Raw genomic sequence first — 12,016 nt, forward strand, 5'->3', positions numbered from 1 at the left:
CCCCTGCACGGCCGCCCCCGCACCGGATACCGCGACGCGCCCCGCAACGAATATGACGGAGACACAATGGCAGTAAGACTCTTTGGATGCGGATTGCTGGCACTGACGTTCGCGTCGACGGGCTGCTGGGCCGCCGAGCACTACGTCGAAGTCTGGAACCCGCCCGAGGCGCGGCAGCCGGCCGCCCGCACGCCGGCCGCGCACACCGGCGCCGATGCACGCGCCGGCAAGAGCGTGGAGAAGCACGCGAATGCCACACCGAAAGCCGCGGTGAAACCGCACAAGCGCCGTGTCGCGCAGGCGGTGAAAGCCGGCTCGCATCGTCCGCCCGCCACCGCGGCCGAGACGCCGGCCGCACCGCGCCCCGTCGCGCAGCCCGCACCGGGACGCCTGACGGTCATGCAGCCGGCTGCGCCCGATGCGCAGCACGCGCTGAATTACTCCGACATCCCGCGGCAATACACACCGGACGGCAACGTGCTGCGTGTCGGCACGCACAACCGCTCCGCGGAGGTGACTCGATAATGGAAGCGCAAACCTACCACGGCTACCAGATCTGGGGCCACGCGATCCTGCAGCAGGACGAGATCCTGCAGCCCGAGCGCTTCGCGGCGAGCGGCACGATCACGCAGAACAACAAGCTGGTGGAGGCGTCCGGCGTGCTCGGCGTGTTCGACACCGAGGACGACGCGCGCGAAGCGGGGCTCGAATGGGCCCGCGCCTGGATCGACAGCCACCGCTGAGCGTGCGCGACCTGCGCGCCGTGGTCGACGCCGGACACGAGTCGGCCGCGAGCCGGCAATGAAAAAAGGGGCGTCATCGACGCCCCTTCGTCATTCGAACCAGGACAACTCAAGCCGCGGCCCGTGGCGGCCGCACCGCCGCCTGCGGCCGGCCGACGAACCGTGCCAGCCCGACAATCGCGGCCAGCGTCGCGAGGTACGCGACGATCTGGATGCCCGCCGGGCGCGCGGTATAGCCGATCAGCGTATGCAGCGCCTTGCCGACGATGCTCGATTCCTTGAGCAGCCACGACGTATCCCAGACCGCATCACCCCACGACGGCACGAGGCCTGCGGCGAGCAGGAAGCCGACGCACTGGCTGGCCATCCCCGCCGCGAGCAGCACGATCAGCCAGTTGGTGACGGAGAACAGGCGCTTCAGCGGAATCTGCAGCAGGCCCGCATACATCCCGTAGCCGAGCCCGGCGCCGCCGAGCACGCCGAGCAGCCCGCCGACGATCATCTGCGGCGTCTGTCCCGGATCGCCCGCCGCGATGCCGTACAGGAACAGCACGGCTTCGGAGCCTTCACGCAGCACCGCGACGCCGACCACGATCGCGAGCCCCGTCAGCGGCTTGCTGCCGGCCGCGACGGCACGCCCGACCGCCGTCATCTGCATCGCCATCTCGCGACCGTGCCGGCTCATCCAGATGCTGTGCCATGCGAGCATCAACGTCGCGACGAACATCACGCCCGCGTTGAAGACCTCCTGCCCCATGCCGGATGCCCATTGCGAGATCACGTCGGCGAACGCCGCGATCAGGCCGGCGCCGATCACGCCGCCCGCCAGGCCGCCGCCGACCCACCAGCCGCGCCGCGGCACGCCTTTTGTCGCGGCCATCACGATCGACACCACCAGCGCGGCCTCGAGCACTTCACGAAAGACGATCAGGGCAGTCGACAGCATGTCCGTATCCGCTTACTTGACGGTCAGGTGCGTCTTCGACTGCGCTTCGTGATACTCGTCGTGGAACTCGTAGGTCCCGGCCTTCAGCGGCCCGACCAGGATCTCCACCGACTTGCCGGCAGGCACGACCTTCTCCGCCTTGAAATCGTCGCTCTCGAATTCGGCGGGCGTCGCGTCGAGGTTCTTCACGACGAACTTCACCTTCTTGCCGGCCGGGATCGTCACGCCGTCCGGCGAAAACTTGTGATCCTTCAGGGTCAGGTTGACGACATCGTCGGCCGCGAACGCGGACGTGGCCGATGCGCCCAGCAGCGCCAGCGAAAAGCCGAAAGCAAAACGGTTCATGGGGGTAACGAATTGAAATATCGAAGGGAGCTGATACTAAGATCGATTCGCATTTCCAACTCGCGTACCCTTACTGGCGACATGGTGATCGCGCTTCATCGAGTGCCGCTACGCCTTGCCCGGCAAGGCATCCACCCCGCTTCGCCCGGAACGCTTCGCCGTCAATCGGGACAAGTGCCGAATGACGGCAAAAGCCCGCAAGCGATTCATCAGACATCACCTTTACAACAGGCTGTCGCCGCACTACCGTCGTCGCACCGGAGCCGCGATACGGATTTTCGTCGACACGCGTACGCTTGACCTTCCCACCGTGGCAAGCTTCATGCTGTCGATGCTTGTCAATCGTCAACTCAGGAGAACACGATGGAATTCGAAGTCCAGGACATGACCTGCGGCGGCTGTGCCAATGCAATCACGCGCGCGGTGACGGCCGCCGATCCCGCCGCGAAGCTCGACATCGACGTCGCGGCGAAGATCGTCAAGGTCGAGTCGGCGCAAGGCGCCGAGCGCGTGCAGTCGATCATCGAAGCCGCCGGCTTCCACCCCGCGCTGCGCACCGCTTGACGCCACGCTTAGCGCAACACTGAACGCAACGCGGGCGCAACGCACACGGGCGCGGGCACACCGCCCTATGGCGCTGCGCCCGCGCCCCGCAGTGCATCAGCGCAGCCGGATCAGCGTCGACTTCAGTTCGGTGTACTTCTCGAGCGCGTGCAGCGACTTGTCGCGGCCGTTGCCCGACTGCTTGTAGCCGCCGAACGGGAAGTTCATGTCGCCGCCTTCGTCGTAGCAGTTCACCCAGACGGTGCCCGCACGCAGCCGGCGCGACACGTCGTGCGCGGTCGTCAGGTTCGACGTCCACACGGCCGCGGCCAGCCCGTACTCGGTATCGTTCGCGATCCGCACGGCCTCGTCGACGTCGTCGAACACGATCACCGACAGCACCGGACCGAAGATCTCCTCGCGTGCGATCCTCGCATCCGGCTTCACCTCGAATACCGTCGGCTCCACGTAGAAGCCGCCCGTTTCCGCCTTCACGCGCGCACCGCCGGTGACGAGCCGGCCCTCGCTGCGCCCGGCCTCGATATAGCCGAGCACACGCTCGAGCTGGATGCCGTCGACGATCGCGCCCATCGACACCGACGGATCGAGCGGATTGCCGGGCACGTACGCACGCGCGGCCGCGACGAGCTTCTCGATGAACGCATCCTTGATGTCGCGATGCACGAGCAGCCGCGAGCCGGCCGTGCACATCTCGCCCATGTTGTAGAAGATCGCGCCGGCGGCCGCCTGCGCCGCGCGGTCGAGATCGGGACAATCGGGCAGCACGATGTTCGGCGACTTGCCGCCGAGTTCGAGCCACGCGCGCTTCAGGTTCGACTGCGCGGCGTACTGCATGATCAGCTTGCCCACTGCCGTCGAGCCGGTGAATGCGATGCAGTCGACGTCGCGATGCAGCGCGAGCAGCTTGCCGGGCTCGCCGGCCCCCGGTACGACGTTGAACACGCCCGCCGGAATGCCGGCCTCGTATGCGAGCTGTGCGACGCGGATCGCGGTCAGCGGCGATTTCTCCGACGGCTTCAGCACGACGCTGTTGCCGGCCGCGAGCGCGGGGCCGAATTTCCATGCGGCCATCAGGATCGGGAAGTTCCACGGCACGACGGCGGCCACCACGCCGACCGGCTCGCGCGTGACGAGGCCGACGAGATGATGATCGGCCGGCGCGACCTCGCCGCCCACCTTGTCGATCGCTTCCGCGAACCATTCGACGCAATACGCGGCGCCCGGCACGTCGACCGTCGTCGTGTCGCCGATCGGCTTGCCCGCGTCGAGCGTCTCGAGCAGCGACAGCTCGTCGAGGTGCTCGCGCATCAGCGCGGCCCAGCGCAGCAGCACGGCCTTGCGCGCACGCGGGTTCAGCCCGGCCCACACGCCCGCGTCGAACGCGCGACGCGCCGCCGCGACGGCCGCGTTCACGTCGGCTTCGCCGCAATCGGCGACCTTCGCGAGCACGCGGCCGTCGATCGGGCTCACGCAGTCGAACGTCTTGCCGCCGTGCGCGTCGCGCGACGCGCCGTCGATGAATGCGCGCCCTTCGATCTCGAGCGACGCCGCCTTGTCCTGCCAGTCAGCCAAAGTCAACTTGTTCATCAGGATGCCTCAGTTTTTTGGCATTCGCGATGCGACGCGCCGCTGCGCGTGACGCGCAGCCGGCCGGCAGCGAATGCGGTGATGCGCGGTCGGGAAGTCAGAAGGTCGCCGGCGAATTGGCCGAGACGACCTCGCAGATCAGGTCCGCGCTGGGATTGCGAAAACGGTGCGGCAAACGGCTTTCAAAGTAATAGCCGTCTCCGGGGTCGAGCAGCCACGTCGCGCCGTCGACGGTCAGCTCGAGCCGGCCCGACACGACGACACCGCCCTCGTGCCCCGCGTGCACGAGCATCTCGGGCCCCGTATCGGCGTGCGGCTGGTAGATCTCGCGCAGGATGCACATGTTGCGGTCCTTCACGCTCGCGCCGACCAGATGAAACGCGAGCGTGTCGTTGCCGAGGTTCGGCATCTCGTCGCGGCGCGACACGACCGAACGCGATTCGACGAGTTCGAACGTGAAGAACTCCGCGAGACTCATCGGGATGCATTCCAGCAACTTCTTCAGCGAGCCGACCGACGGGCTCACGCGGCCCTGTTCGATCAGCGAGATCGTGCCGTTGGTCACGCCGGCCCGCTTCGCGAGTTCGCGCTGCGACAGGCCATGCTTGTTGCGCACGAAACGCAGGCGCTCGGCGACTTCGGTGGACATCGATTCGGTTTCGGACACGATAGGTGCGATGACAAAGTGAAACGACGCAGTGGACAGCCGTTGAATATTCTAATCACTTTATGCCGCACATCAGCGGGGAAAACCCTGAAAGGCGTTCGAAATAATGAACACCCCGTCGATTATTCCATTTGCGAATCTTTTGTTTGCACTGCTCGGGAAAGCCCTGATGCAACACCGTTAAAAAACATTTGACGCCGTTTTTGGCTCGTATATGCTGGCTCTCAGGTTCGCGTCATCAAGCGTTCATCGGCAGCAAAAAGCGTTATTGCAACGCAAAAATTGATGCCCTTCGATGTAAATGACGCGTAACCGGCGCCTTGATTATTTTAAACGCCCAGTGCGTAGAAACGGTCGGGTGTTCAATACTTTCAACAACCCAGTCGAGTGTAATCGTGAGAGTCCGTGGCCCTCTGGTGAGGTGGGATCGAAGCGTGGCGCGAAGTTCGCGCAGCGCGGCATCCCCTTCCGATGGCAGTTGCGGCTGGCATAGTCCTCGCCTGCAGCATCTGTCGATCTACACCATCCTGTCCCGTCGTTCCGTTCGGCGCCACAACGCCGTTTCCGCACGCGCATTCGTCGCCGTCGATACCGACGAAGTGGCGTCGCTGCTGCCGTAGCGCCTCTCCTTTCTTTACGTCGTTCGTTTCGTCTGCTGATTCGCCAACCGCATGGTCCGTGCGGTGACGGAACGCGTTCGCGCATTCGTTGCCGCGTCGCGTATCGCAATGAAACGAACGACGGCCTGATCGTCGCGCGCAGCGCGGATCGCCACGCCATCCCGTTGCGCCCATTCACCAGCGGCCTAGCGCTCTGCGCCAGGCTGCGGGGCTGTTGCACGCCGGCGTTTCGCCACATCCGGCAAGACGTACGCAACAACCCTCCGGATAACTGATTGACGTCATGGAAAGAAGGAAACCACTCGTCGGCATCACCGCCGACCACACGCAGATCGGCGCACACGCGTCGCATACGGTCGGCGACAAATACGTCGCCGCGATCGTCGACGGCGCGCAGGCGCTCGCGATGGTGCTGCCCGCGCTCGGCGAGCGCCAGTCGACCGACGACATCCTCGACACGGTCGACGGCCTGCTGTTTACCGGCAGCTACTCGAACGTCGAGCCGCACCTGTACGGCGGCGAACCGAGCGCACCCGGCACGAAGCACGACCCGGCCCGCGACGCGACGACGCTGCCGCTGCTGCGCGCGGCGATCGCCGCGGGCGTGCCGGTGCTCGCAGTCTGCCGCGGCTTCCAGGAGCTGAACGTCGTCTGCGGCGGCACGCTGCACCAGCGCGTGCATGAAGTGCCGGGCTTCGCCGATCACCGCGAGGACGACGACGCGCCGATGGACACGCAATACGGCCCCGCGCACGTCGTGCGACTGACGCCCGGCGGCAAGCTGCACGCGCTCGCCGGCGGCCGCGACGAAGTGCGCGTGAACTCGCTGCACAAGCAGGGCATCGCTCAGCTCGGCTCCGGCCTCGCCGTCGAAGCCGTCGCGCCGGACGGCCTGATCGAAGCCGTGAGCGTCGTCGATGCACCGGCTTTCGCCCTCGCCGTGCAGTGGCACCCGGAATGGCGGCATGCGCAGGACCCGCTGTCGAGCGCGATCTTCCGCGCCTTCGGCGACGCCTGCCGCGCGCGCCGTGCCGCCCGCACGCGCGCCACGGCCGCCGCCGCGCTCGCCTGAGCGCGCCGACCCAACCAACGAGAACAGACATGCAAGACATCGAAGATTTCCTGAAGCAGCACCGGATCACCGAGATCGAAGCGATCATTCCCGACATGGCCGGCATCGCGCGCGGCAAGATCACGCCCCGCAACAAGTTCACGTCCGGCGAATCGATGCGCCTGCCGCAAGCCGTGATGGTGCAGACCGTCACCGGCGAATATCCGGAAGACGGTTCGCTGACCGGCGTGACCGACCCCGACATGGTGTGCGTGCCCGACACGTCGACGATCCGCCTGATCCCGTGGGCCGTCGACCCGACCGCGCAGGTGATCCACGACTGCGTGCACTTCGACGGCTCGCCGGTCGAGATCTCGCCGCGCTACGTGCTGCGCCGCGTGCTCGACCTGTACAAGGCGAAGGGCTGGAAGCCCGTCGTCGCGCCCGAGCTCGAGTTCTACCTGGTCGACATGAACAAGGACCCCGACCTGCCGCTGCGTCCGCCGGTCGGCCGCACGGGCCGCCCGGAAACGGGCCGCCAGTCGTATTCGATCGAGGCCGTCAACGAGTTCGACCCGCTGTTCGAGGACATCTACGAATACTGCGAATCGCAGAACCTCGACATCGACACGCTGATCCACGAAGTCGGCGCCGCGCAGATGGAGATCAACTTCATGCACGGCGACGCGCTGTCGCTGGCCGACCAGGTGTTCCTGTTCAAGCGCACGGTGCGCGAAGCCGCGCTGCGTCACAACATGTACGCGACGTTCATGGCCAAGCCGATGGAAGACGAACCGGGTTCGGCAATGCACGTGCACCAGAGCATCGTCGACGAGGAAACGGGCCAGAACCTGTTCACGTCGCCCGAAACCGGCGGCGCGACGTCGATGTTCTACAACTATCTCGCGGGGCTGCAGAAGTACACGCCCGCGCTGATGCCGATCTTCGCGCCGTACATCAATTCGTATCGCCGCCTGTCGCGCTTCATGGCCGCGCCGATCAACGTGCAGTGGGGCTACGACAACCGCACGGTCGGCTTCCGCATCCCGCACTCGGGCCCGTCGGCACGCCGCATCGAGAACCGCATCCCGGGCGTCGACTGCAACCCGTACCTCGCGCTCGCCGCGACGCTCGCGGCCGGCTATCTCGGCATGACGCAGCGCCTGGAACCGACCGAGCCGCTCGTCAGCGACGGCTACGAACTGCCGTACCAGCTGCCGCGCAACCTCGAGGAAGGGCTGACGCTGATGGCCGCGTGCGAGCCGCTCGGCGAGATCCTCGGCCACAAGTTCCTGAAGGCGTATTTCGCGCTGAAGGAAACCGAATACGAAGCGTTCTTCCGCGTGATCAGCTCGTGGGAACGCCGCCATCTGCTGCTGCACGTCTGAGCGTGCACACAACCGAATACGGAAACACGGAGGAAACATGACGTACCGCAACGAATCTGCCTGGATCCAGCCCGCCGCGCCGGCCGCCGCACCGCGCACGACGCAGGCGCGCTCGACCGCCGAATACCGCGCGCTCGACGCCGCGCACCACATCCACCCGTTCTCGGACATGGGCGCGCTGAACCGCGCGGGTAGCCGCGTGATCGTGAAGGCCGACGGCGTCTACCTGTGGGACTCGGACGGCAACAAGGTCATCGACGGGATGGCCGGCCTCTGGTGCGTGAACGTCGGCTACGGCCGCAAGGAACTCGCCGACGCCGCGTATCGCCAGATCCAGGAACTGCCGTTCTACAACACCTTCTTCAAGACCACGCACCCGCCGGTGATCGAACTCTCCGCGATGCTCGCGGAAGTCACGCCGGCCGGCTTCAACCACTTCTTCTATTGCAACAGCGGCTCGGAAGGCAACGACACCGTGCTGCGCCTCGTGCACCAGTACTGGCGCGTGCAGGGCCAGCCGCAGAAGAAGTTCGTGATCTCGCGCAAGAACGGTTACCACGGCTCGACGATCGCGGGCGGCACGCTCGGCGGGATGGGCTACATGCACGAGCAGATGCCGTCGAAGGTCGAGAACATCGTGCACATCGACCAGCCGTATTTCTTCGGCGAGGCGGCGGCCGGCGAAACGCCGGAAGCGTTCGGCCTGGCCCGCGCGCAGCAGCTCGAGGCGAAGATCCTCGAACTCGGCGCGGAAAACGTCGCGGCGTTCATCGGCGAGCCGTTCCAGGGCGCGGGCGGCGTGATCTTCCCGCCGTCGACGTACTGGCCGGAAATCCAGCGGATCTGCCGCAAGTACGACATCCTGCTGGTGGCCGACGAAGTGATCGGCGGCTTCGGCCGTACCGGCGAATGGTTCGCGCATCAGCACTTCGGCTTCGAGCCGGACCTGATCACGATGGCCAAGGGCCTCACGTCGGGCTACGTGCCGATGGGGGCCGTCGGCATTCACGAGCGCGTGGCGCGGCCGATCATCGACAACGGCGAATTCAATCACGGCCTCACGTACTCGGGCCACCCGGTGGCGGCAGCCGTCGCGGTCGCGAACCTGAAGCTGCTGCGCGACGAAGGGATCGTCGAGCGCGTGAAGAACGACACGGGCCCGTACTTCCAGGCGCTGATGCGCGAGACCTTCGCGCGTCACCCGATCGTCGGCGAAGTGCACGGCCACGGCCTCGTCGCGAGCCTTCAGCTCGCCGAGGCACCGGCCGAACGCCGTCGCTTCGCGAACGGCGGCGACGTCGGCACGATCTGCCGCGACTTCTGCTTCAACGGCAACCTGATCATGCGTGCGACCGGCGACCGGATGCTGCTGTCGCCGCCGCTCGTGATCTCGCGTCAGGAAATCGATGAACTCGTATCGAAGGCGAAAAAAGCAGTCGATGCAACCGCCCAGCAACTGGGTATTTCGTAACGGTTTTGCCTACAGGCGTGCGGCGGGCGCCGCACGCCGCCATAACCAGGGGAATTCCACCATGCGTGCCTGCTTTCTTCGCCAAGCCTGTTCCGTTGCCGCCCTTGCCGCCGCGGCCGCGTTCACGTCGGTCGCCAGCCCGTCGGCACATGCCGAGGATCTGAACGTCTACAACTGGTCCGACTACATCGCACCGGACACGATCCCGAACTTCCAGAAGCAGACCGGGATCCACGTCAAGTACGACAACTACGACAGCGACGACACGCTTCAGGCGAAGCTGCTTGCCGGCAGTTCTGGCTACGACATCGTCGTGCCGACGTCGAACTACATGGCCAAGCAGATCCAGGCCGGCGTGTACCAGAAACTCGACAAGTCGAAGCTGCCGAACCTCGCGAACCTCGACCCGCTGCTGATGAAGATGATCTCGGACGCCGATCCGGGCAACCAGTACGGCGTGCCCTGGGCCTACGGCACCGACGGTATCGGCTACAACGCGCAGGCGGTGAAGAAGGCACTCGGCGACAAGGCGCCGGTCGACAGCTGGGCGCTGGTGTTCGATCCGGCCAACATGGAAAAGCTGAAGAGCTGCGGCGTGTCGTTCCTCGACCAGGCCGTCGACGTGTTCGCCGCGACGCTGCAATACATGGGCAAGGATCCGAACAGCAAGAACCCCGGCGACTACCAGGCTGCGTTCGAAGTCCTGAAGAAAGTCCGCCCGTACATCACCCAGTTCAACTCGTCCGGCTACATCAACGACCTCGCGAACAACGACGTGTGCGTCGTGCTCGGCTGGTCGGGCGACGTCGGCATCGCGCATCGCCGCTCGGCCGAAGCGAAGCGCTCGTACGACATCAAGTTCTCGAATCCGAAGGAAGGCGGCCTGCTGTGGTTCGACGTGATGGTGATCCCGAAGGACGCACCGCACCCCGAGGCCGCCCTGAAGTGGATCAACTACGTGTCCGATCCGAAGGTCAACGCGGCGATCACCAACACGGTGTTCTACCCGACCGCGAACAAGGCCGCGCACCAGTTCGTCACGCCGGCCGTCGCGCAGGACCCGACCGTCTACCCGCCCGAAGACGTGCTGAAGAAGATGGTGCTGATGAAGCCGATGCCGGCCGACATCCTGCGCCTCGAGAACCGTCTGTGGGCCCAGCTGAAGACGGGCCACTGATCGCGAAGCATTCCGGCGGCGCAGGCATCGCTTCACGCCTGCCCGCCTGAGATCCGCGGACTCCATCCGCCCGCGCGCGCCGCGCGCACTGTTCCATCCGGCACGAGCCGTTGCCCGCGAGTCGCATGACGCGCCTCGCGCGGGGACGCTCACGCCTGCAATCCGTGAAGAACGAATGGTGAATCCCATGCAATCGATACCCTCTTCCGCTGCTGCACGACAGACCCAACCGGCCCCCGCGGCCCGTACCCAAAACGACGCCTTCGTCCGCATCGAAAACGTCGTGAAGAAATTCGGCGACAGCACGGCCGTCGACAACGTGAACCTGACGATCGCGAAGAACGAACTGTTCGCGCTGCTCGGCAGCTCGGGCTGCGGCAAGTCGACGCTGCTGCGCATGCTCGCCGGGCTGGAGACGGCCACCTCCGGCAAGATCTTCGTCGACGGCGAGGATCTCGCGTCGCTGCCGCCGTACCGCCGCCCGGTCAACATGATGTTCCAGTCGTACGCGCTGTTCCCGCACATGACGGTCGAATCGAACGTCGCGTTCGGCCTGAAGCAGGAGGGCACGCCGAAGAACGAGATCCGGGAACGCGTGGCCGACGCGCTCGCGCTCGTGCAGATGAGCAAGTACGCGAAGCGCAAGCCGCATCAGCTCTCCGGCGGCCAGCAGCAACGCGTCGCGCTGGCCCGCTCGCTGGTCAAGCGCCCGAAGCTGCTGCTGCTCGACGAGCCGATGTCCGCGCTCGACAAGAAGATCCGCCAGAAGACCCAGCTCGAACTCGTGAACATCATCGAGAAGGTCGACGTGACCTGCGTGATGGTCACGCACGACCAGGAAGAAGCGATGACGATGGCGAGCCGCCTCGCGGTGATGAGCGAGGGCAAGATCGTGCAGATCGGCTCGCCCGGCGAAGTCTACGAATACCCGAACAGCCGTTTCTCGGCCGAATTCATCGGCTCGACCAACCTGTTCGAAGGGCGCGTGGTCGAGGACGAACCCGACCACATCTTCGTCGAAAGCGACGACCTCGAGGCGCGCATGTACGTGAGCCACGGCGTGACGGGCCCGCTCGGGATGCCGGTCGGCATCTCGGTGCGCCCGGAACGCGTGCACGTGTCGCGCGAGAAACCGGGCTCGAAACACAACTGGGCGCGCGGCGTCGTGACCGACATCGCGTACATGGGCAGCTACTCGCTGTACCACGTGCGCCTGCCGAGCGGCAAGACGGTGGTGTCGAACCTGTCGAGCTCGCACCTGATGAACGACAACGCGCCGGCGTGGAACGACGACGTGTTCGTGTCGTGGTCGCCGGCCAGCGGCGTCGTGCTGACGCAGTGAGGACGCCACGATGAGAACCTCCGCTTCCACTTCGTCCGCGCCGGTGTCTGCCGGCGCGGCGAGCACCGGCGCCGGCCGCGCGCGCCCGGGCCGCTTCTCGATGCTGTCGCGCTTC

General features: G+C 65.9%; 13 protein-coding genes. 9 read left to right on the forward strand and 4 right to left on the reverse strand.

The features are described 5' to 3' along the window. Positions 1 to 66 precede the first annotated feature (66 nt). Both FOZ70_RS35575 and FOZ70_RS35580 read left to right on the forward strand, forming a co-directional pair. On the forward strand, positions 67 to 525 hold the full coding sequence (locus FOZ70_RS35575; RefSeq protein WP_124590497.1) for a hypothetical protein: 459 nt from the start codon (positions 67 to 69) through the stop codon (positions 523 to 525). Further along, a complete protein-coding gene (locus FOZ70_RS35580) occupies positions 525 to 743 on the forward strand; it encodes a hypothetical protein (protein ID WP_021162109.1) in 219 nt (72 codons plus the stop codon). The genes FOZ70_RS35575 and FOZ70_RS35580 overlap by 1 nt, the downstream gene beginning before the upstream one ends. Before the next feature lie 109 nt (positions 744 to 852). Here the strand turns inward: FOZ70_RS35580 and FOZ70_RS35585 are convergent, their stop codons facing one another. Together FOZ70_RS35585 and FOZ70_RS35590 are read right to left on the reverse strand one after the other, a co-directional pair. Continuing rightward, positions 853 to 1,689 (reverse strand): FTR1 family protein, encoded by an 837-nt coding sequence (locus tag FOZ70_RS35585; protein WP_048025393.1) that lies wholly within the window; start codon positions 1,687 to 1,689, stop codon positions 853 to 855. A 12-nt stretch (positions 1,690 to 1,701) separates the two neighbouring features. Continuing rightward, positions 1,702 to 2,034: a cupredoxin domain-containing protein gene (locus FOZ70_RS35590; RefSeq protein ID WP_021162111.1), complete on the reverse strand. Its 333-nt coding sequence runs from the start codon at positions 2,032 to 2,034 to the stop codon at positions 1,702 to 1,704. A 363-nt stretch (positions 2,035 to 2,397) separates the two neighbouring features. Between FOZ70_RS35590 and FOZ70_RS35595 the strand changes: the two genes are divergently transcribed. Next, the gene (locus FOZ70_RS35595) at positions 2,398 to 2,598 is read left to right on the forward strand and encodes a heavy-metal-associated domain-containing protein (protein WP_021162112.1); all 201 of its coding nucleotides are present in this window, start codon (positions 2,398 to 2,400) and stop codon (positions 2,596 to 2,598) included. Positions 2,599 to 2,694: 96 nt separating this feature from the next. On the opposite strand, the gene FOZ70_RS35600 is transcribed toward FOZ70_RS35595, so the two are convergent. Together FOZ70_RS35600 and FOZ70_RS35605 are read right to left on the reverse strand one after the other, a co-directional pair. After that, the gene (locus FOZ70_RS35600) at positions 2,695 to 4,185 is read right to left on the reverse strand and encodes an aldehyde dehydrogenase (RefSeq protein ID WP_021162114.1); all 1,491 of its coding nucleotides are present in this window, start codon (positions 4,183 to 4,185) and stop codon (positions 2,695 to 2,697) included. A 97-nt stretch (positions 4,186 to 4,282) separates the two neighbouring features. Next, the gene (locus FOZ70_RS35605) at positions 4,283 to 4,834 is read right to left on the reverse strand and encodes a cupin domain-containing protein (protein WP_042976781.1); all 552 of its coding nucleotides are present in this window, start codon (positions 4,832 to 4,834) and stop codon (positions 4,283 to 4,285) included. Positions 4,835 to 5,247: 413 nt separating this feature from the next. Between FOZ70_RS35605 and FOZ70_RS38355 the strand changes: the two genes are divergently transcribed. The 6 genes from FOZ70_RS38355 (at position 5,248) to potA (ending at position 11,901) form a co-directional block, all read left to right on the forward strand. Beyond that, a complete protein-coding gene (locus tag FOZ70_RS38355; RefSeq protein WP_072437498.1) occupies positions 5,248 to 5,472 on the forward strand; it encodes a hypothetical protein in 225 nt (74 codons plus the stop codon). A 283-nt stretch (positions 5,473 to 5,755) separates the two neighbouring features. Beyond that, positions 5,756 to 6,544 (forward strand): gamma-glutamyl-gamma-aminobutyrate hydrolase family protein, encoded by a 789-nt coding sequence (locus FOZ70_RS35610; protein WP_193094955.1) that lies wholly within the window; start codon positions 5,756 to 5,758, stop codon positions 6,542 to 6,544. 29 nt (positions 6,545 to 6,573) lie between these two features. After that, entirely contained in the window at positions 6,574 to 7,911 is a 1,338-nt protein-coding gene (locus FOZ70_RS35615; protein WP_048025396.1) for a glutamine synthetase family protein, read from the forward strand. 37 nt (positions 7,912 to 7,948) lie between these two features. Next, positions 7,949 to 9,382, forward strand: coding sequence for an aspartate aminotransferase family protein (locus FOZ70_RS35620; protein ID WP_048029172.1), 1,434 nt, complete (start codon positions 7,949 to 7,951; stop codon positions 9,380 to 9,382). A 61-nt stretch (positions 9,383 to 9,443) separates the two neighbouring features. Continuing rightward, a complete protein-coding gene (locus tag FOZ70_RS35625; RefSeq protein ID WP_021163819.1) occupies positions 9,444 to 10,559 on the forward strand; it encodes a polyamine ABC transporter substrate-binding protein in 1,116 nt (371 codons plus the stop codon). A 187-nt stretch (positions 10,560 to 10,746) separates the two neighbouring features. Next, a complete protein-coding gene (potA, locus tag FOZ70_RS35630; protein ID WP_027788941.1) occupies positions 10,747 to 11,901 on the forward strand; it encodes a polyamine ABC transporter ATP-binding protein in 1,155 nt (384 codons plus the stop codon). The last annotated feature ends 115 nt before the right edge of the window (positions 11,902 to 12,016 follow it).

The sequence above is a fragment of the Burkholderia sp. COPS genome, from assembly GCF_019425585.1.
GTDB classification, from domain to species: Bacteria; Pseudomonadota; Gammaproteobacteria; order Burkholderiales; family Burkholderiaceae; genus Burkholderia; species Burkholderia cepacia.